The following is a 21,288-nucleotide window of genomic DNA, read 5'->3' as shown; positions in this document are numbered from 1 at the left end:
TGGGGTGAATGGTGCACGTTGTCCACCTGAGGCTCAAAGCCGCCGAAGCGGATTCCGCGGTGGCCTATGACGTCGAAGCGACGATTCTCTCGGGGAACGAGCCCGTCGGGAGACCAAAGGTGATCACCATCCCGCTGAAACCGGAGGAGCCGAGCCCGGGCGAGGAGTTGTGGCGCGCCCTGACCGGTTTCTTTCCCTCTCGCGCCGACGCGGCGCCGGACGGGGGGACCGGCGCCCCGGCTCTGGCGGTCCTGCGGCTGCACGCTCCCGAGCTGCACGACGTCGACTGGGAAGGCCTGGCACGCGCAGCCGTGGAAGCGGGCGAGACCCAGCCGGTCACCGTGCTGCGGAGTGAGGTCGGAGCCGGGAATTTTCAGCCGGGCGATCCTATGCCGTTCCACGATCTTCCGCTGCGGGTACTGGTCGTTGGGGTGGATTCGAGCAAGGAGCAGGGGGCGGAACCCGCATGGCATGAAGATGTGGCCGTGCACACCGCACTCTCCGCGCGCGCCGAACGGTGGGAGGTCGACGTGCTCCCGGGGCCAGTGAGTCACAACTCCCTTTCCGAGACCCTCAACGGCATCCAGCCCCACGTGCTTCATTTGGCCGGATGGGCCGCCCGGGATCTGTTGAGGTACGGTTCCGACGGTCTCGGCGGGCTCAACCTCTCCTCCGTCCGGCTGGTGGTCTCCAGCAGTGACGCCGATCCGCCGGAGGCACACCGGCGGCTTCGGCCCTACGTGGAGGCGGACGCGCTGCATCCCGCGCTGGCCGCGATATCCCTGACACCCGCGCCGGAGCACAGCTGTGACCGGTGCTCCACACCTGAGGGCGTACGTGACCTGTGTACGCCGGTGGAGGCGCTGTACGGGGCACTGGCCGAGGGCCGGAGCATCGATGAGGCGGTTACCCGTGCCACCGCCGGTGCGGGTGGCTGCGCGACCGCCGCCTCGGTCACGGTGAACTGCCTCCCGGACCGGGTCCTACCAGGGCATCCGGCTCCGGTCGAGGCTCCCGCCGACGCATCCGACCGGGACGAGGATCTCCACGACCTCTACAGGCCGCTGATCGGGGCCACCGACCGGGTGGCGCAGCGCAGAACCGCACTGGACTGGCTGGAGTTGGGGGCGGCCGTCAAGAAGCTGATCGTGCTGTCCGGGAGCGGCACCGGGGGGCGTGCCGGGACGACCTGCCTGATGCTCTCGCTGCTCCAGGTCTGGGAGAGGCGGCCCGGATGCCGGGCGCTCTACCTGAACTTCAGCGAACTGCGCCGCAGTGTGCCGCCCCGGCACGTCGGAGCCCTGCCGCCACCGGCACCGAACGTGGTCGTCGAGACGGTGGCCCTGCTGGCCGAGAGCATCAGACGGGACAGCCTGCGCAACGGCGGCTGGGACATCGACGACGACCTCGAAGACCTGGTAGCCCGGGTCGACGCCATACGCCAGGACCACCGCAACGGCGGACGCAGAGCCACACTCGACGCCACGCGGGACAGCCTCCTCGGCGCCGCGACGAACCTGGTCGTCAAGCTGGCGCCGCCCGGCACACACCTCGTACTCGCGCTCGACCACTTCGCCAAGGGCGACGCCGATACCGAGGCCGAGCGGCGCGAGGCCCCCGGTCTGGTGGCCGATCTCTTCAACACCGTCCTGCACAGTCGCGGTGCGGTGAGCGTCGTGGTGACCGCGGAAGATCCAGAGGGCGAGGCGGCAGCATGGATCGATCGCTTCGACGCGCCTCGCCGCCCCATCCAACTCCAACCGTGGCCGCAGTTGCGTGCCAGATCCCTCCTGCGTGAACTCGGAGTTCGGTTGCGGTACGACTGGCATCACAAAGAGGAGTGGCGGGCAATGGTGGTCAACAACCTCGGAACGGTCTCCGGTGATTTCGGACCGGCCTTCCTGGAAGACGCGTATTCGGCCGCCGTAACCCAGATCGGCTGAGAGGGGGCGAGGGTATGGGCATGAGGTCACGCGCCATGGAGACCGGGTTCGGCACCTACGCGGAGCCGTACGAGCTGTTCCGAGGTTCACGCGAGCGAGATCCGGTGCGCTACGAGGTGCTGAAGCGCTGCAGTCTGATGACCTGTGTCAGCCAGTCCGCCTTCGCCGCCGCCACCGGCGACCTCGACTACTCCTTCGCGAAGCTGCGGCGCGTGCTCGTCCCTCACCACGGCGAAGCCGGATGGTTCCAGATCAACGAGATGACCCGAATGGGCGCGTGGGCGGCCTGGTGGCACGAATCCGAGGGCATCGATCCGAGCACCGACCGCCCCGTCGGCATGGCCGAGACGGCGTCCCGACTGGCCGGTCACCTCGCCACCGTGAACGGCGACACCGCGATGGTGGAACGCCTGCGGCTGCTGGCGGTGGCGGGTGACCGGGACGGGGTGATCGCCCAGTTCGAGAAGTGGTACGCGGCGTTCGAGCGGGTGGCCGACTTCACGGTCTGCCGGCGACTGGCGCAGGCCGTGGCGCCGGACGACCTGCGGGAATTCGCCCCCGACGGGATCTATGAGGACCTGTGGGACCGCCGGCAGCGGGCCGAGTCGCGTCTCGCGATGAGCGCGGGGCTGCACGAGTACTTCGAACAGACCAGGGACTATCTCTCCCGCCCCGAGCTGGAAGGCATCCTGGAATCGGCGGTCCTCGGCACGGATCCGCCCCGAACCGGGATCACCCAGGAGAACATCCCACCAGGCCCGCCCCGGGTGATCCACATGCACGCGCCCGGCGGTATGGGAAAGAGCACGCAGCTCGCCTGGCTCGTGGCGAGGTACGGAGCCCAGCAGGACCCCCCGGTGTTGTCAGCCGTCTGCGACGTCCAGACGCTGGTCCCGGGCCGCCTGCTGGCCCGCCCGACCCTGCTGCTGGTGCAGATCGCCGACAAGCTCCTGGCCCAGGCGCGAGCGCTCGGCATCGATCGGCGAGCAGGACGGTTGCGTACGTTCTGCGCGCGTTACCGGGAATACCGGCTGGAGCTCGACCCGAAGTTCGACAGCCCCGACGACACCCCGCTCCAGTGGAATTCGGCGCCGCCTCCACAACGTATGGCCGACGACTTCGTCGACGCGCTGAACGACATGGCCCAGGCGCCGCTGCTGCTGTGCCTCGACACCACGGACGAAATCCTGCAGGCGGGCACGGCCGAACTCGAAGGCCTGTTGCAGTTGCTCGGTTATCTCGCAGGGAAGGTCCTCTGGCTGCGTGTCGTGCTCTCCGGCCGTGCTGACGTCACCCGGCGGGCCGTCTTCCGAAAAGCCTTCAAAAAGGTGCCGTGGAGGGCGCTGGAGCTGGGGCCGTTCACGGCCTGCCAGGCGAACCGCTATCTCCGGGACCTCCGGTGCATCGACGCCGGACAGGCCGAGCGCATAGTGAGCGTGTGCGAGCAGGACGTCGAGGGGTCACCCGGATTCACCCCCCTCGTTCTCGCGCTACTGGCCGACACACCGTCCGAACTGCCGTCCGTCACAGGCGAGTCGCTCTACCTGTTCGTCGTGGACCGGGAACTGAACAACATCAAGGACCGGCGCACCCGCCGCGCCCTCGACTACTGCTCGGTCGCCCGGCATCCCACCCGGGAGTACTTCGCCAATGTCCTCGTCCCGCTGCTGGACACCGGGCGGAGTACTGGCGAAGGCGCCCCGGCCGACGAGGATCCCATGCAGTTGTGGGACACGCTGATCGAGTACGCGAAACGGTCGGCATGGATCAAGGCCGAGGACAAGCGCCTGTTCGTGCATGTGAACGTAAGGCGTGAACTGCGTCAGCGCATGCGCTCCGACCCCGGTTCGGACTGGCGGCGGCTCCACCGCGACGGCACCGACCGCTGCGCCGAACTCGCCGAGCGGGCGGTCAGGGGAATGCTGCCGGAGAAGGCCGCCGGGTGGGTCGCCGAGCAGGTCTACCACCAACTGCACGACGCCGCCGAACGCAAGCAGGACCACCGGGACAGGCTGGCCTCGGCGGCGCGTACCTGGCAGCAGGAAGTCGCCCGCGCCTGGCAGCGGGGAGCCTTCGCCACCGTGATCGACCTGGCCGACCGGCTGCTCAGCGCCGACCTGGAGACCGCGGAGAGCGAACGGGACGGACTCGGTGAGCCCGACCCCCGCGTGATGCCGCTGCAGCTCTGGTACGACATTGCCCTGGAGCGGGCCTACGGTGAGCTCCACGCCGTGCTCTACGGCGGCAGCCACAGCTGGTGGGACGTCAGCCGCTATCTGAAGCTGGCCTGCAAACGGGCCGGCATGACCATCGACGGTGAGCCTCCGGTGCGGCCCGACGAACGACGGGCCGAGCTGATCGCCGCCGCCCTGAAATTGTACGAGGGGACGTGCACCGGAGCCGCCCAGGTGCGGGAGGCCGACGAGAAGCTGCGGAAGGTCCTCGACGCGTACGCCGTCGACACCGGGCCCCGCGACAGCCTGCACGACCTCTGGACCGTCGACGCCCGGCTCCTGCTGGCCGGCTGCCGTGTCCGCATCGGCCGCACCCAGGAGGACGGCAGCCACAGCCACGCGCAGGCCGACGGCGCGTTCACCGAGGTGTTCGACGAGGCGGTCCGGCGGCAGGCCCCCCAGGCGCTGCTGGTCGCCCGGTACGCGGTGCAGGAGTGGCAGCCGGCGGACCGCCCGGACCTGGTACGCGGTTGGCTGCGGCGTTACGAGGCGGAGTACCGGGCTCACCATGCGGAGCACGTCGGCCGAACGCCGGACTGGGTGCTGCTCGCCGGAGCGGAGGCGGAGCTGAGGTCGGGGGCGCCGTTGTCGCGAGAGCTGCCCGGGGGGTCGGGTCTGGACGCCGTGGCTCTGCGCGCCGACATCCTGCGGGCCAGGTCTCATCTGCTGGCCGGTGATCCCGGGGCCGCCGAGTCCCTGCTGCGGGAGTTGACCCTGCCCGCGGTGTCCGGCCAGGTGGAGCCCGGACCGGCCTTCGAGACGCTCATGGTCCTGGCACAGGCCAATGCCGAGATGCTGGAACTCGAACGTGCCGAGACCTGTGCCGAGATGGCCATGAACCGCGCCCCCGGTGACGAGGAACGGCTGTCGGTCATGGCGTTGCGCGCCTCCACCGCACTGGCAGTGGCCGGCGACCTTGCCCTGGCCGACCGGTGGATCGCCCGCGCCCGGCCCCTGCGCGAGGATCCGCGGGGTGCGGCGGGATCGGCCGTCAACCGCGCGGAGTGTGTGCTGCTGCACCGCTGGAGGCGCACGGACGACGTGGCCGCGCTGCTGGCTCGCTGGGCCGCGGAACTCCGGGCTCGTCGCGACGGCGTCCGAGGACAGGGCCCGCCGCCGAGTCCAGCGGAGTGGCTCGCGTACGGGCTGCACGCACTGGTGTGCGGGCTGCCGCAGGAAGCCGGAGTCCACCTCGCGACGATCACAGCCGCGCTGGAGTCCATTCCGGAGACGGGCCGCAGGCTGATGTTGCTCGCCAGCGAAGTACGGCTGTATGGACCTGTCGCCGACGAACCCCTGCTGGCCGACAAGCAGCGCGTCGACGTCGGCCGTCGCTTGCTGGCCCGGCGCCGCGCCGAGTACGGCGAGGACCCGCGCACGACCGGGCTGACGGCACTGTGGGCGGCCCAGCTACACGCTCGACTGCTGGGTGCCGGCCCTGGAGTGGCGGTCGAAATGCGCGCGGCCACCGAGCAGTTGGGCTCGAACAACGGTCAGGTACGTGCCACGTGGCTGCGCCTGCACCGGATGCTGCCCGCCGATCTGGCGCCCGCCCCCCTCCCGCCGGCCGACGCCCACGACGCCCAACGGCCCGTCCTGCGCGCCGCCGACATGCTCGCGCGGGCGCATCACGCGCGGCGGCGGCAGGCCCGCAAGATCGCGGCCCAGGCCGCTGAGCTCCTCGGCCCCGCCACCGCGAGTCCCACGGAATGGCATCTGAGCGCCGCCCGCCATGGCGCCGACGTCGGTCTGAGCACAGCCGAGCTGGCCGAGCGGCTGCGCACACCGCTGCTGGAGGACTCACGCCGTCAGAACCTGCAGTTCGCCCTGCAGCGGCTCGGGCGGTACGACCGGGAGCCGCTGCCCGTCGGCGAGCCCGACGAGACTTGGCGGAAGGCCTGGGCGGTGCTGGACCGCGAGGCCTCGGGGAATGTTCCGGCGCTTCTGAGGCAGGCCGTGCGGAAGGCCGCCACCGAGCGGCCGGTCACCCAGATCGAGATCGACGTCCGGGGAGACACCGCCGTCGGCGGCGTCCCGCTGCCCCCGCCCACCGCGGCCAAGACGTCCGCGGTCGCCGGCGGGCCCGTCGTCTGGCGGGTGACGGAGAACTTCCTGCTCTCCGACGCCGCCGACTCCGAAGCGGGCCCGGGCACGGCGGTCGACGTCATCCTGTTGCACGGCGAGATGCGGCCCTTCGACCGCGGAGCGGCCCTTCGCCTGCCGGGCAGCGCCCGGTCCATCCGGCCCGAGGACGTGGACCAGGCCGTGCGCAGGCTGTGCGAGCGACGGCGGCAGCCACCGCCGTTGCTGGTGCTGGACGCACTGCCGCAGGACACGGCCGACGGTCGCGAGTCGCAGTTACGTGACCTGTTCGCGTACCAGCTGCATCTCCTCGGTTACGTACCGGCGGTGCTGGCCTCCGGCCCGGTGCGGTCCGACCCGGACGGGACCTGGCGCGCGGCGGCGCTCGGCTACGCCATCGGCTTCGGCCGGACAGCCGAGCAAGTGGCCGAACGGCTCCAGCAGTTCGCGTCGGACCACGGTGTGGGGGGTCCCGTGGCGGCCCGCGTCCGGCTGCTGTCGCACATCCCGAAGGAGGAGATGTTCGGCCTCGGCCTGCTGTGAGAAAGCAGACTGGGCCCACGGCTCACAAGAGGGTCAGCCACACCAGGACGACGAGCATCGCCAGGGGGGCGTAGATGAAGAGGAACACCTTCGTGATCAGCCGCAGGTTCGGAGCCGGACCTCCCTCGAACGGCACGTCCTGAGCCTGGCCGCACCCGGATTCCGGTCGAGGTGGAGGGCTTTCACGCGTGTCCAGGCCCAGGGCGCGCGGGATGGCCCAGTCACCCAGCGTCCGGAAGAAGACAGGATGAACGGCGATGCTCCGGCAGTCCAGTTGCTCGTACATCCGCCGTACCACCGCCCGCAGCGGCTCGGGCAGTGCCGTCCCGGCCTCCACCGTGAGGAACTCGGCCCAGGAACGGGCGGGTTCCTCACGGTGGAGGGCGCCACTGATCAGCACGTCGTAGAGGTACCGGGGGCCGTCGGCGGCCTCAGGTACCCAGGGGACGACACCTCTGCGGGGACCCTGGAGTCCGAGCCGGAGGTCGATCGCTCTCCGGCAGGCGGCGTCGATCTCCTGCTCGCTCCAGCCATCGACCGCGTTCTCCAGCGCCAGACGCAGTTTCCGGTCCTCAAACGGGCGGTGCGACCCGATCAGCCTGCCGACCAGGTCGTCGCTGTCTGAGGGGTGGTCCTCGGCGTCCGGCACGGGCGCCAGGGCCGGCGCCTCGGCAGGGAGAGGCGGGGTGCCCGGGACCGGAGGCGGATCAACCCCCGGGTCGGGGACCCGGGGGGCCTTCTCGGACACGGCCTCAGGCTGCTCTTCGGCCGTGTGCGCGGCGGATTCGGTGAGCCCCGCTGATTCGCCGGTTCCCTCCCCGCGGTATGCCGTGGCGGCCGACGCGTACGCCGTGCCTGCCGGCAGCGCCAGATGGACCGGTGCAGCCGGCTGCACCATCAGCATTCCGAGCAGCGACTCCGCCCGTTCGACCGGCCGCATCCGCTGCCACAGCCGGGCGTGCCGACTCAGGAAAGTCAGTCCGTCCGGACCGTGCTCCTGATAGCGGTCCACCAGCAGGGACGCCGTGGTGTGGGCAGGTCCCTCGGGCGGTTGCTGACCGACCAGGCGGAGACGGCCGTAATCGGGACTGCCGGTGCGGGGCCAGTCCTCCATGATGATGAGGCGGTAAGGGCCCGACTCGACCGATTCCAGGGTGGAGAGGGACCACGGGCCGGGGACGAGGGGGCCGAGGATGTCCACGAGGCCGAGCAGGACGGCCCGGGGGTTGTCGCCGACCAGTGAGGCGGCGATCGACAGTTTCTGAGCGGGCTCGCTGAGCACCCAGGTCACCAGGTGACGCAGCGGTTCGGCGAGTGCCGGGTCGCGACTGGCCGAGCGGAGGCGTGCGGCGCCGTCATCGCCACGGCGGCACAGGTCGGCGTAGTCCACACGGCGCAGCGACTCGCCCAGTCGTACGGCCGCGACGTTCTCGCCCAGGGGCCAGTCGTCCGGGCCGAGACCGAGGCCGAGTTCTGCGCAGAACTGGCCGGGGGCGCCGACCAGGGCCTGGCTGAGCACGTTGCCGCGGCGCAGGGCGTCACGAGCCACGATGCGCCGGACGAGCAGTTCCTGACCGGAGGGGAGCAGGGCGCAGGCGACCGAGTCCAGTTCGGTGAGGGAGTCCCCAGGAGGCCGCATGATCTGTCCGGCGACCTTGAACAGGCTGAGCGCTTCCGCCATGGCGAAGGAGACGGCGACGGGGCCGAACCCCTTGTTCTCGGAAGGGTTGTCGGGATCGTAGGCGCAGATCACCTGGTGTACGTCGGAGCCGGTCACGGACATGTCCTTACACCTCCCTGAGCCGGGGGGCCGGTCTCGGCGAGTCCAGTAGGCCGCACATCTGGAAGACCGACAGCAGCGGACCGAGGACCCGGCGGGGCCGGATGCCCCCGGTGAACGCTGTGGGCTGCCCGGCGGGTCCGGTGTGGCCGTTGCCTGCGGACAGTACGGCGGGGGACATCCCGGTGGCCGACACGAAGTGCAGCGTGCAGCGGCGGCACTCCATGAACGGCCGCAGCCAGGGCGCCGCCTGATGGTGCGTCAGGAAAGCGTAGACGTCCTGGCTCTCGCGGAAAGCCTGCACGGGGTCGGGACTGCTCTCGATGCGTCCATCCTCGCGCAGCCAGTGGTCGATGGGAGGCTCGAAGCGCAGGACGTCGCACTTGTTCAGCACGACCGCCGTCGGTACGTCGCAGAGATCGCCGTCGCGCGGCAGCCGATCCAGGACGGCCGAGAAGGTGGGGTCGGCGATACCCGCCTGCTGCTGGGGGACGCCGGCGGTCTCCCGGGCGGGAACCAGCTGCTTCAGACGCAGCGCGCGCAGCGCGTCGACAACGAAGATCAGCGCATCCACGCCGAGGAGGAACTCGGTGACCTTGCCCGGTAGTTGCAGCGACTCGCCGGCGATGTCGAAGAAGGCCACCGGCCGCGTCTGCCCGTTGACCGTGACCAGCAGCGCGTCGGTGAACTCCACGAAGTCCGTGATACCGGTGGCCGGCAGCACCCGCCCGGCCTCCAGCTCGTTGACCGCGCGGGCAAGGAAGGCGTGGTGTTGGGAGGTATTGACCGAACGGCAACGGATGCCCAGGAAGTCCAGGCCGCCGCGCCCGATCTCCGCCATCATGGCGGCCAGCAGGTGTGTCTTGCCGGTGCCCGACTGGCCGACGAACGCGATCGTGAGCGGCCGGCCGAAGAGCAGGTAGGGCACGGGGAGGAAGTGCCGCTGGGCACTCTCGTTGGGGCACTTGAGGAAGGCCTGGTTCAGCTGGTCCTGGCGGCGCATCCCGTTGGGCTCCGAGGCGGGGTCCCACGGTGTGAGCTTGTTGGTCTGGGGATCGGGGACGAAGAGCTGCTTGTCGTCGAAGCGCAGATTCTCCAGGCAGCTCGGACAGCGCACCGGCTGCTCCGCCTGCTCGTCCGGCATTCCGTTGTCCACTATCCGCCTTCCTCTGCCCTGCGGTGGCCCGTGCCCCAGCGACCCGTCCCTGCGGCGCGTGAACGACGCCGCGTCCAGGCCGTGCCGGAATCCTGCTGTCCGCCCGCGCCCGGGGGCGCCTCGGCTCGGGGTGGATCCGGGTGTCGGGCCGAGGGGGACAAGGGCCAGGCCAGCGGTCCCTTGCCGGCCAGAAGATCGGCGAAACGCTGCCGTGCCGCGCGCAGCGGGTCCGGCGGACGGCCGAGGTCGTCCCAGGGATCCGCTGCGGCGATGCGTCGCAGCATCGTCCTGGCGTCCGGCCGCTGATCGGCGCGTTCGGCGAAGACGTCCTTGAGCAGGTCGTCGCGGGTCGGACCGGCCAGCGGGGGTATTCGACTGGCGCTCGCCACACGGGAGTTGGCGACGAAGTACACCAATTGGCCGGCACTCCAGATGTCGTCGCGGTGGTCGTTGGTGCCGATCCCCTCGCGCTGCTCGGGCGAGGCCCAGGGCAGTGCGCCCAGCCGCTGCCGGGGCCGGCCCACCTGGTCGGCGCTGCCGAGATTGGTCAACTGCACACGGGTGCCGTCCCAGCGAACGGTCGCAGGGCTGATGGACCGGTGCACCAGCGCCGCCCACTCCAGCAGCCGCAGGGCCCGGAACAGACTGCTCTCGAACTTCTTCTGCTCTGTCGACAGCACCAGCCCCCGGGCGATCTCGGCCATCGGCTGCCCGCCCCGCAGAGGATCCAGCAACAGGAAGGGTGACTCGACCTCAATGGCGTATCCGGCCAGCCGGGTGAACTCCGCCGGGTATGTCACCTCGGAGAACGCCCGGATCAGGGTGAGTCCCGCGCGGATCTCCGCCTCCAGCGAGTCCACGCTCTCCGTGCGCTGGGCATAGGTAGGCAACAGCCGCCGTTGCAGCATCGGGCGCCCGTCCTCCAGCCGCAGGGTCCGCGTGCGGAACCCGGAACCCGGCTGGTGGGGTTCGTCCGCGCCGATGTCGAACACCCGTACTCGTTCGGGCATCCCGGAGGAATCGACAAAGGACAGCGTCTCGTTCATACCGCCACTCTCCGGAAATCCTTCAGCGCGCTGATCCAACCCTTCCGTGCCCTCTCCGGGTCATCCCGTCTCGCCCGGCGTACGGGACACCGGAGGGGGCGAGGCGGTCTCCCGCGCGGTACCGGTCCCGTCGGTCTCCTCGGGCCACACCGAGCGCACGGCGCCCACCGACAGCGGCACCAGCCGCAGCAGCCCGGCGAACCGTCCCGATCCGGTCCATACGATCTCCGGAAGCCGCACCGACACCGATGCCGGTGTGCGGGCCGCCGACCGGGCGCCGGCCTGCACGCCCTCGTCCCCGCTGCCGTCGCCGCCCCGCCCGGCGTCCGACTGGTCCTCCACCGTCTGCCAGAACGCGCCCTGGACCGCCTGTGGTACGAATCCGAAGCTGTGGGCCGCGGCCGGAGCGCGGTCGAGCATGCGCAACTGGTCGGGGGAGCAGAGCTGGAGGGCGTCACCACGGCTGTCCGGCAGCAGTACGTCCACGATGCGGGTCAGGTCCACGCCGACCAGGGTGGCGGGATCCGGCCGACTGGCCGGCACCCGCGCGAACGGCGGCGGAGGCGTGGTACCGACCCGGGACAACTGCCGCTGGTACTCGTGAACCAGCTCGTCGGTACGGGCCACCACCGGCAGTGACGCCGCGCTGGACGGGTCCCGCAACACCGCGTGCCAGTATGGGGAGAGCACCTCGGCCACCAGATCTTCGATGTCCCCGGCCAGCGTGGTCTGGAGGGCCTGCCCGGCCTGGCCGATGTACTCCACCGCGAACGTGCTCCCACCGCGTCTGCCGGACTCGCCGGTGCGTTCGCCGCCGCGCGGTGTGGCGTTCCAGGCCGGGCGGGCCCTACGGCCAAGCTGCTCGGCGAACTCGGCAAGCGTGTCGCAGACCGTCTGCACCAGATGGGCCAGCGCCTTGGCCTGGTCGGACGCCCCGGCTCGTACGTCGGCCAGCAGCCAGTGCCCCAGCACGCCCTGGTCGAGCACTTCGGCGAGGCCCTCGGTGGCCGTGACGGCCTCGCTCAGGCAGGTGGCGGCCCGCCAGTCCCGTACCGCCGCGGTCCACAGGGCGCGGGCCGACTGAGCCATCGCCAGCAGGGCCAGCACCAGCAGCGGCGCGTCGGCCCAAGCGGGCACTCCGGCCGTGTGCAGGGCGAGGCCGGTGGCACTGCCGACCGCCCAGGCCCCCGCCAGAGCCGCGACGACCGTCGGCGGCATCCGGCGGACCGAGCCCGCTGCGCGCACCGCCCCCGCCGCCAGCAGTACCAGTGCCAGTACCGTTCCCCAGGTGCCCAGCGGGCCCGACGCGGCGAGCAGCGCGGAGGCGGCGCCCCACAGGGCGGGGCGCACGAGGGTGGCGCCACCCGAAGAGGACGGCGGTTCGACCAGAGTGTCCAGCAGGGGGTCCGGGCAGATGCGGCGCAGCCGTTCGATCTGGGCGGCGCTGCCGGTGGGCACCGCACGCCCGGCGAAATCCCGCAGCCAGGACACGATCTCGGGCAGGGGGCGACGGCGCTCCAGCCGTACGGTCACCTGCCGGCGCAGTTCGGCCCCCACCTCGTCGGGACGTGTGCCGGGCACGTGCGGAAGCTGGATGCCCATCTGCGTCAGATGGTCGCGGCCGTCGGCGTTGAGCCCGGCCCGGCCGTCCACCCACTCGAAGGTCTGCTCGATGGAGTCCCGGTAGTCGGCCAGGGCGTGCCCGGCACCGCGGAGCGCCTCGACCACCTCGACGGCCGGATCGTCCAGCCCCAGCAGCCCGCGCCAGCTCGCCAGCCTGTTCAGACCCTCGTCCGCCTCGCTGAGCCCCTGCACGCTGCGCCAATGCGCTTGCCGCAGCAGGCTGCTCTCCGGCAGACAGTCGGCCACCGACAGGTCCTCGGGCTCGGTGTACCCGGCGAGTACGCCGAGCGCCCCGCCCGGCGCGGGCCCGATCCGCAGGTCGTCCGGCGGCGAGGTACACGAGTCCAGCGCCTGCAACTGGGCGCGCATCAGGTCCTCTTCGGGCACTTCGTGCACCAGCAGCCGCAGCGCGGGGCTGGCCACCGCCGACGGCAGTTCGCCCAGCCTCGCGACCGTTTCGTCGAACACCTCGGCCACCTGGAGCAGGTCGATCAGCGGCTCCAGGCCCGCGATGTCGTCCGCCGCCAGGTCGGTGTCGGTCAGCGCCAGCGAACGGCCCTGCCCCGGACGCCAGCCGATGCCCCGCACGTCCCCGATCCACAGTGTCGCCGCCATCGGGGGCCGCAACTGCGCGGGCAGGCTCAGTACATGCTCATCCGGACCCGGTGCCGGTCCCACGGCCAGGCACAGCACCGTGGACACCAGGGACTTGGAACACAGCCGCTCGTACGCGGCATGGTGGGACACCAGTGCCACGGCGGTGTCGATGACCAGCACACGGGAGACGTCCGCGGACCGCACATGCGCCTCGCGCATCGCGTCCCGGAAACGCTGCTCCAGTGCCCGCGGATCCATCACGTCGGCCAGTTCGTGGCGCAGATCGAGACAGATGACGAGCCTGTCGTCGCTCGGGTCGCTCATTGTTCCTCCCCCTGTGAGTTCGGAGGACTCATGGACCCCTTGGGTCCCAGCGGCGCGTCGGTGGCACCGCTGCCGAAGCGCCGGTCGTGCACCGCGGGCGGGTACTGGCCTGGGGCGGGGGGAAAGGATTGGTCGAGCTTGCGCAACGTCCAGCCGGACATCCGATGGGCCCGGGGAAAGGGGAGATCGAGGGCGCCGGGCAAAGTCTCGTTCCAGAACGCCACCAGCTCGGTGTACCCGACGGTCCGCTGCCCGTCCGTCCGGTCCGCCATGCGACCCAGCAGCCTGCTCTGCTGCGGCGCCACCTCGTGCACCAGCGCGCGGAACAGTCCGTGCGGCGGAACCGGAGCGCCCTCCAGGCCGTGCGGAGTGGTCGCCATGAGCTGCTCGCAGAAGGCGTTGCGGATACCCCCGCTGTCCTCGGCCAGCGTCCAGGACTCGTACGCCCGCAGCAGACTTCCCCAGCTGGACATCCCCGCGCCGGGCGAGTCCAGCGGGCACACCATGGCCGCCGAGTCGCGGTCCTGCAGCCCTATGCGGATCTGCCGGGGATTGCTGATGTCCCCGAAGACATGGAACTGGTCGTTCCACATGGCGCAGAGCAACCGGTGCAGAATGTGCCGCCGGTCCTGCTCGGTGCCCATCAGGAAGTCGTACTCGTAGCCCAGCCGCTGCCGCCATCTCAGATGATCGCCGGGCTGCTCGGCGGCGAGCGCCTCCGCCCACAGGGTCAACGTCGCCCGTACCTCCGGCACCTCGGTCAGACTCATCGCGCTGCGGAACAGCACCACAGTGATCGACTCCGTCGACACCGGCCGGAACTCGATCTCCCGCTCGCTGTCCCGGGGCAGCCGCATCTCCCGCTCCAGGAACTTGCGCACCGTCGTGTCCGAAGGCGTCGCCGGGTACACGATGAGTACCTTCAGCCGGCCGCTGCCCTCCGGGGAGAACCCCACCGGCAGCAGCGAGGCGAGCTTGTGCCGGCACTGCTCCAGCGCGTCGTCACCGACCTGCCCACCGCCTCCCGCCGCGGCCTCCGCCAACAGGGTGCCAAGCCTCGGCAGCAGCGGTCGTTCCTCTCTGCTGCCGGGTTCCACGAACAGCCGTTTGACGCGGTGCTGGAGGTGCTCCTTGATCACTCCGACCGCACGCCGGGGGTCGGTACGCGCCTCGTTGAACGCGGCCCGCCACCGCTCGGCACTCACCAGCCGCCCCAGCAGCGCGTGTTCGTTGTCGGTCTCCCGCAGCCCCTCGGCCAGCAGCAGCCGATGCACCACCGCGTTGTAGAAGGAGGTCAGATCGCTCTGCGCGGGTAGCAGGTACGAGACGCCGGTGCGCGGTCGGTACAGGTGCCGGGTGCGCTGGGTGAACGAGGTGTGCTCCTCGTCGGCTTGCTCGCGGAAGGCGGCCACCAGGGCGTTGATCTCAACCTTGAGCCCAGCCATCGTACGGTCCCAGCGCATCGCGTGGTCCGCCCAGTGCCGATGCCAGGTGCGCCGGGCCTCCCACTGGTACCAGGCATCCTGCTGGGCCAGGACGGCTGATACCTCCGGATCGGTCCACTTGGCCTTGACCAGTCCGCCCATCCGGTCCCGGACGCCCTGTGGCTGCGGTGGACCGGCCGTCAGCTCCGGCGGGCGCTCGGGTTCGCGGCGGCGGTTCTCCAGCAGCCCGGCGAAACCGACCCGCTCCAGCCTGTCCTGGGCGGCCGGGTCGCCCAGGAGGGCCTGGTGCACCTCCAGCAGATCGCATCGGCCCAACAACTGGCGTACACCCCGTACCGGGTCGAAGGCGGTGGCCAGTTCGGCGACCTGCTGGCGCAACTGCCGGTCCAGGTCGCCCAGGGCGTCCTCCATCGCGGCCTGGCGCGTAGCCAGCGCGTCCAGAATGGCGCGGGCGCCGGTGACCGGGCGCGGCTCGTTGAACGGAAGGCCGCCCCGGCTCCACAACGGGTCGATGTTGGAGGCGGTGAAGAAGTCACGGATGAGCTCCCGTCCTGAGCCGTCCGGTGGTCGTGCGGCACTGGTCTGCAGGCGCAGCGCCGTGGCCTGCAGCCGGGAGGCCAGCAGCTCGGCCAACTCGTCGACGGGCACCGTCATGGAGGCCACCAGACTGGTCGACACCCCGCGATGGCCGATGCCGGTGGGCGCGACGGCGGCCCGTTCCACATTCGTGTTGATGAACGAGTCGGCGAACGACTGGTAGAGGTGGTCGCTGTCGCGTATCCGCCCGTCGTCGTCGCCCAGTTCCGTGCCCAGGAGCGACATCACCAGAGACACCACGCTGCGGTGCAGGTCCTCCCGCTCGATGCCGGAGGTGCGGCTGAACAGGAACGCGGTCTGCGCGGTGGACGGCCGCAGCCGCACCGCCAGCCCGCCCGGGTACTCCAGCCGCAGTTGGCCCTGTACTCCCACATCGTCCAGGCTGTCGTCGGCGTCGGGCGCGTTCTGGTCGTCCACCAGACGGAACAGGTCCACCAGGGAGCGGCCGGCGTTGAGCCGGGCTGCCCGGCCGCCGCCCCGGCCGTCGTCGAAGGCGGAGGGCATCAACACCAGCGGGTAGATCTTGACCCGGTAGTGGGCCTCCTCGAAGGCCTGTCCGATCAGATGAAGATAGTCGTAGAAGAGGCCTGATCCGGTGCCACCCGCCACCGAGAAGGCCACGAACACATCGCAGCTGTCCGCCAGCGTGCCCCCCAGTGAAGTCAGGTCCCCGCCTGACTTGCTGATCAGCGAGATCGCCTCCCGCAACGGCTCCAGCGCTGGGCCAAGACCGCTGCGGAACGTCTCGAACAGCGCCGATCGCCCCACCGTCGGCAGCTGCCCCGCCCCCCGGATCAGCGGTGCGATCCGGGGTTCCCCGGCGCGCGGCGGCAGCCACCGGCAGAGCGGCCCCGGCAGATTGGTCCGCAGGCTCCGGGCCACCTCCGGATAGGAGTCGAAGCGCGGCAGCAGTCCGAACGTGGCCCGCGAGGTCCTGCTGTAAGCAGCTTTGAGCGGGCCGTCCGCACGCATGTGCGGCAGTCGGTTCAACTCGGCCTCGTTGAGGTCCGCGTAAACGAACTGCACACAGTCCGGCAGCTGGTACGGCAGTAACTGCCGACCCCGCAGCGCGGCAGACAGCGCGGTACCGTCCGGCCCGCACAGCGCCTCACGCAGGCGGTTCTCCAGCTCCGCGCCGATCAGGCACCCGGTGCCGCCGAGGCCGACGAAGAGCATCGGCTGATAGATCTTCACTGGTGTTCACCTCGTGATGGGTGCCGGATGCGCTCGGTGGCTGATGTTCGCGTCGGGGCACGGGACCTCGCGCCGGTGCAGTAGCAGCAGTGGGTTTCCCCTCGCTCGCCGCCCAGGCCGTCGGCAGGGCAGCGCGCACCTCAGAAGTCGTCGTCATACGGTCGCCGGGTGACGAGCGTGGCGCTGTCGGCGGTGCCCTTACGGGGGCGCTCGCCGCCGAGACGCGGCTTGCCCGCAGGGCCGGCCGACCGGTTTCGCCCTGTCCCGGAGCCTGCGGACCGTGCCGTCCCGGCAGCCCGGGTGGCAGCACGGTGATCGGCGAAGCCGAGCGAGAGCCCGTCGGTCACCACCGCGCGCTGCCCGCGCGGGACGGCGATGCGCTCCCCGGCCGGCAGCCGCACCGTCAGACCGCCGTCGCCCGCCCGGCGCACCCGATAACGCTTACCGGAGTCGTCCAGCAGCAGACGCTGGGTGCCTCCCGGACTCGCGCGCAGGGAGAAGCCGAATTCGGCGCCGGCCCGCGCGGGGGCCCGCAGCCTGCTCATCTCGGATTCGTCCTTGTAGAGAATCAGCTGGATGTCGGAGACGTCGCGGTTTCGGTGGCGGTCCTGCCAGCGCAGGGCCACCACCACGAGCACCGCCAGCAGCAGCGCGGCCACCAGGCCGATCGCCTTCCCGTACCGGTCGAGGAAGCTCGGCACCGGCACCACCCGCACGGTCACGAAGGCCTGGGCGACGACCCGGCCCGATACCTCGTCCCGCACCGTCAGGCTTCCGGGAACCGCTCCCAGGTCCGCCCCCGCCCCGAACCGCAGTCTCACGGGCACTCGCACCTGCTCGCCCGCCGCCACCGTCATCCGCTGAGGGGTCACGGTGAGCGCGCTGCGGGCCGAACCGCCGGTCAACGTCAACCGCAGCCGGTGCGAGGTGTTGTCGTTGTTGCGCAACTCCACGCCGCCCCGGGCGATGCCGCCCGGGTGGGCCTCGCGGTCGTCGAACACGATCGAGCCGGTCAGCGGCGGTGCCGCGGTGGCCAGTTCGGTCGCGTACGAGCGCTGGTCGCCCGCGATGCCCTCGCCGGTCATCACCCCGGTGAACAACAGTGCGCCGGTGGCGGTACGGGGCACGGTGACGTGCGCCGAGAACTCGCCGTCGTGAGCCGTGGTATCAGCTCCCTTGCCGTCGTCCCTGAGGCGCAGTTTCCGCGCGCCGAACCCGTCGCCCGTCAGCTTCACCGACACGTTGACCCCGGCCAGTTGCCGCCGCTCGGTCAGGACCACCCCCTGCCGGGTTTGCAGCGTCACACGCGTCGAGACGCGCTGCCCGGCGGTCGGCACCGGTGGGTCCACCACGATGAACGAGCGCAGAACTCCCTGCCAGATCGCGCTGGCGGTGATCCGCTGCGCCGCTGCCCCGCCCAGCACCTCGACGTGCACCCGCCATGTTCCCGGATACGGATTGCGGATCCTCAGCGCCTCCACGGGTCCCGACTGGCCGACCAGGTCGAACTCCGAGCCGTCGGCCCTGCCGTGCAGTGGCACCTTGCGGCCGCGCGGATCGTAGTACGTCACCGCGACCGCGTCCGGATTCTCTTTGACCACCGCGATGGAGCCGTCTGTGGCCACCGGCGGGATCGTCACCTCCAGATCGGCACTGGAGGACACCGACGGGTTCGTCTGCCCGGGTGTCGCGATCGCGCACCGCGCCCCCGCGAAGGCGGCGAGCAGCACTTGGGCCACATCAGAGGAACCTGACGTCACCTGTGCGGTCGGACGGGCCGAGGGGAGGTTCGCGCAGCGGCTCTGATAGCCGCCCGACGCGAGCGTCTCCAGCTGTGCCTTGTCGATGCCTGAGCCGAACCCCAGCGGCCAGATCTGCACCTTGTCCGCGGCGGCCTGCGCGACCGTCGTCCGCAGCCTCTTCTTGGCGTTGGCATTGCGAGAGGCGGCGTCAGCGCCGTATGCAGGGCTGTCGCTGACGTCGAGACGTCCGTCGGTGAGCAGGAAGACGATCTTCGGAGTCTCGTCGTCGCCGTTCGCGAGCAGCGAAAGGCCCTGCGCCAGCGCCGCCGGGAAATCGGTTCCGTTGCCCTCGGCGTCGGTGCGTCGGCGTAACCCCGACACACAGGCGCTCAGCTGCTCCCGACCGCTCCCGTCCACCCTCGTCAGCGGACAAACCGTGTCCACCGGAGGCCGGCCGTCCCCGGTCGCGCTTCCGAACCCGACCACGGCCGCTCGCGACTTGTCGGATACCTCCCCCAGCACCAGTACCGAGGCCGCCGCCCGCTCCGCGGCCACGTCCTGCGCCGACAGACTGCCCGACTCGTCCACCAGGATCACGAAATCGACCGGTGCGGGTTCCAGCGCGTCCGCCGCGTGGGCGCGGGGCGCGGTGATCACGGTCAGTAGCGCCCACAGCAGCACGCACACCGTCCCGACCGCGCCGGCACGGCGTGCGTTCAACGGTGAACTCCCCTTATCAGACCGGTGTTCGAAGGGGTCCGTCCGCACCGGACCACCCCCCTTGGCGTCCTGAGAGAACCGCGCTAGGTGGTAGTTGTAGCACCGCGCGATGACTCCCCGTAAGGGATTCACGCAATCACGTACGAGTGACACGCGCAGTCCTGTAGAACCTCGGCCCACGCCTGCATGGACCGGCGGTGGCCGTTCCGCCACGGCGATCAGTTCCTCTGTGCCGTCCGCGCGCCCCGGGCGCGACCAGGACGGCGGCCACTGGTGTCGGGGCACAGGGCGCCGCGGGGGTGACAGCTGCGCGGGGATTTGTGGTCGGCGGGCCCTGCCCGGAACAGGGCACATGCCGGGCACCAGGCACGAGAAGCCGGTCCGGACTCGCGTACGGGCCGAGCGCCGGCCCCGGGTGCCGTCGTGGACCCGGTCCAGTCGGGCCCTTTTCATCGCCCGCATCTTCGCTCTCTGAGGCGGCCGGGCGCCAAGTTCGTGGTCGGCGTGACCGGTGTCGTGCGCGACGACGAGGCGCGGACGCCCCTCAGGGGCGGGCGGTGGGCGCCGATCGGAACGGCGGGCGGTGCCGGTCGAAGCCCCGGTCGAGGCGCCGGTCGAGGCGCCGGCCGCGGTGTCGAATGCGGTGTCGGGTGCGGGCCGGCCAGGGCGTGGCGGCGGGCGCGGGCGTCATGGTCGACCGCCCGGCGTCGATACGATGGACCGCCCGTGTTTCGGAGTCGGCGGAAGGGAGGCAGGGCGTGACGGACCGGCGACAGCGTCCCCCGCGGCGGGGACAGGGTGAGCTGGAGGCCCAGGTCCTGTCGGCCCTGCGTGCGGCGGAGGGGCCCGCGACGGCGGGCTGGGTGCAGGAGCGCCTCGGCGGGGACCTCGCCTATACGACGGTGATCACGATCTTGACGCGGTTGCTGGCCAAGGGCGCGGTGAGCCGTGAGCGCGTCGGCCGGTCCTTCGTGTGGACCCCGGCGTCGGACGAGGCGGGTCTGGCCGCCCGACGGATGCGCCGGGTCCTCGACGGCGAGCGGGACCGGGAAGCCGTACTCGCGAGCTTCGTGACGTCCCTGGAGCCGAACGACGAGCGACTGCTGCGCGACCTGCTGGCCCACCCCGAGGCGGCACTCGCCCGCAACAAGGCGGAGAGGGAAGACTGAGGTTCCATGGGGGTGTTCGTCTTTCTGCCGCTGGTCCTGCCGTTGACGGCGTGGCCGATCGCCCGGCTCGCCGAGCAGCGGCTGTGTCCGCGGACCGCCACCCGGCTGCTGACCGGGCTCGCCGTGGTCATGGCGGTGTGCAGCACCGTGTGCCTGGGGCTGCTGATGGTGGTCGGCACGGCACAGCTGCCCGGCAACCCGCTGCCCGACGGCTGGTCGGATCCCGAGGTGCGCGAGGCGGTGCCGTACGACGAGATCGCCGGAAAGCTGGCGATTCCGGCGCTGCTCGCGGTGCTGCTGGTCTGCGGACGCACGCTGTGGCGGCACGGGCGGGTCCGCCGACGCGCCCACGCGGCGCTCGCCGACCTGCCCGGCACCGAGGTGGCCGTCCTGCCCGACGAGGTGCCGTACGCGTACGCCCTCCCCGGCGGGCGGCGGGACCGTGTGGTGGTGACCACCGCGCTGCTCTCCTGCCTCGAACCGGCCGAGCGGCGTGCCCTGTTCGCCCATGAGCGCGCCCATCTCGCCGGCCGGCACCACCGGTTCCTGCTCGCCGCCCGACTGGCCGCGCGCGCCAACCCGGTTCTGCGCCCGCTGTGCACGGCCGTGTCCTACACGGCGGAGCGGTGGGCGGACGAGGAGGCCGCACAGGTGGTCGGCAGCCGCCGGGCCGTGGCGTGCGCGATCGGCAAGGCGGCCCTGGTCTCCCGCGGCACCGCGGTGCCCACGCTCGCGGGCCTCGCCGCGCCGGGCCCGGTGCCGCGCCGGGTCGCCGCGCTGCTCGGCCCCGCGCCCGTGCCGCGCGACTGGCCGTCGGTGTTCACCTCGGTGGGGCTCGCCGCCTGGGGCGCGGCGGCCGGGACCGCGGTGTCCGCCCTGTCCTCCGCGAACTCCGCGGTGACGATGGTCCTCGTCCTGCACGCGGCGACGCCGCTGTGAGCACGTGCCGGGCGGCAGGCCCGCGGGGTGAGTCGTACCCGCTTCCCGTCCGTATCTCTACATGAATGTAGAGTTTCGCCGTTCGGAGTTCGGAGTTCGGAGTACGGGGGCGCTGGGCGCTCGTGAGTCAGGGCCGGCCGGGTGAGGCCGAGCA

The 21,288-nt window shown here is 71.3% G+C and carries 10 protein-coding genes; 4 read left to right on the top strand and 6 right to left on the bottom strand.

Annotation, left to right across the window (positions count from 1 at the left end):
* Positions 1 to 119 precede the first annotated feature (119 nt).
* A complete protein-coding gene (locus tag ACIOKD_RS02165) occupies positions 120 to 1,943 on the top strand; it encodes a hypothetical protein (RefSeq protein ID WP_402076888.1) in 1,824 nt (607 codons plus the stop codon).
* Between the two features lie 20 nt (positions 1,944 to 1,963).
* Positions 1,964 to 6,802, top strand: a complete 4,839-nt coding sequence (locus ACIOKD_RS02160; protein ID WP_402076885.1) for a hypothetical protein — start codon at positions 1,964 to 1,966, stop codon at positions 6,800 to 6,802.
* Positions 6,803 to 6,824: 22 nt separating this feature from the next.
* On the opposite strand, the gene ACIOKD_RS02155 is transcribed toward ACIOKD_RS02160, so the two are convergent.
* From ACIOKD_RS02155 to ACIOKD_RS02130, 6 genes are all read right to left on the bottom strand, one after another.
* Positions 6,825 to 8,585 (bottom strand): hypothetical protein, encoded by a 1,761-nt coding sequence (locus tag ACIOKD_RS02155; protein ID WP_402076881.1) that lies wholly within the window; start codon positions 8,583 to 8,585, stop codon positions 6,825 to 6,827.
* 4 nt (positions 8,586 to 8,589) lie between these two features.
* The gene (locus tag ACIOKD_RS02150; protein ID WP_402076878.1) at positions 8,590 to 9,738 is read right to left on the bottom strand and encodes a hypothetical protein; all 1,149 of its coding nucleotides are present in this window, start codon (positions 9,736 to 9,738) and stop codon (positions 8,590 to 8,592) included.
* Positions 9,738 to 10,784: a hypothetical protein gene (locus ACIOKD_RS02145; protein ID WP_402076876.1), complete on the bottom strand. Its 1,047-nt coding sequence runs from the start codon at positions 10,782 to 10,784 to the stop codon at positions 9,738 to 9,740. The genes ACIOKD_RS02150 and ACIOKD_RS02145 overlap by 1 nt, the downstream gene beginning before the upstream one ends.
* Positions 10,785 to 10,844: 60 nt before the next feature.
* Entirely contained in the window at positions 10,845 to 13,328 is a 2,484-nt protein-coding gene (locus ACIOKD_RS02140) for a hypothetical protein (RefSeq protein ID WP_402076874.1), read from the bottom strand.
* The gene (locus ACIOKD_RS02135) at positions 13,325 to 16,564 is read right to left on the bottom strand and encodes a tubulin-like doman-containing protein (protein ID WP_402076872.1); all 3,240 of its coding nucleotides are present in this window, start codon (positions 16,562 to 16,564) and stop codon (positions 13,325 to 13,327) included. Before ACIOKD_RS02135 ends, ACIOKD_RS02140 begins: the two co-directional genes overlap by 4 nt.
* A gap of 140 nt (positions 16,565 to 16,704) precedes the next feature.
* The gene (locus ACIOKD_RS02130) at positions 16,705 to 19,026 is read right to left on the bottom strand and encodes a VWA domain-containing protein (RefSeq protein ID WP_402076869.1); all 2,322 of its coding nucleotides are present in this window, start codon (positions 19,024 to 19,026) and stop codon (positions 16,705 to 16,707) included.
* Positions 19,027 to 19,784: 758 nt separating this feature from the next.
* Here ACIOKD_RS02130 and ACIOKD_RS02125 point away from each other — a divergent pair.
* Positions 19,785 to 20,195 carry a BlaI/MecI/CopY family transcriptional regulator gene (locus ACIOKD_RS02125; protein WP_402076867.1) on the top strand — a complete coding sequence of 137 codons (411 nt, stop codon included), beginning with the start codon at positions 19,785 to 19,787 and terminating at the stop codon, positions 20,193 to 20,195.
* A gap of 6 nt (positions 20,196 to 20,201) precedes the next feature.
* Positions 20,202 to 21,134, top strand: coding sequence for a M56 family metallopeptidase (locus ACIOKD_RS02120; protein WP_402076864.1), 933 nt, complete (start codon positions 20,202 to 20,204; stop codon positions 21,132 to 21,134).
* The last annotated feature ends 154 nt before the right edge of the window (positions 21,135 to 21,288 follow it).

This window comes from Streptomyces sp. NPDC087844, from assembly GCF_044742785.1.
Lineage (GTDB): Bacteria > Actinomycetota > Actinomycetes > Streptomycetales > Streptomycetaceae > Streptomyces.
The sequence above is the reverse complement of the archived record's forward strand: the minus strand, read 5'-3'. Positions and strand labels throughout refer to the sequence as shown.

What these genes read in the sequence shown, in the direction of transcription:
- ACIOKD_RS02155 (WP_402076881.1), bottom strand. Translation starts at nt 8,585, where the DNA reads ATGTCCGTGACCGGCTCCGACGTACACCAGGTGATCTGCGCCTACGAT.
- ACIOKD_RS02160 (WP_402076885.1), top strand. Translation starts at nt 1,964, where the DNA reads ATGAGGTCACGCGCCATGGAGACCGGGTTCGGCACCTACGCGGAGCCG.
- ACIOKD_RS02145 (WP_402076876.1), bottom strand. Translation starts at nt 10,784, where the DNA reads ATGAACGAGACGCTGTCCTTTGTCGATTCCTCCGGGATGCCCGAACGA.
- ACIOKD_RS02140 (WP_402076874.1), bottom strand. Translation starts at nt 13,328, where the DNA reads ATGAGCGACCCGAGCGACGACAGGCTCGTCATCTGTCTCGATCTGCGC.
- ACIOKD_RS02120 (WP_402076864.1), top strand. Translation starts at nt 20,202, where the DNA reads ATGGGGGTGTTCGTCTTTCTGCCGCTGGTCCTGCCGTTGACGGCGTGG.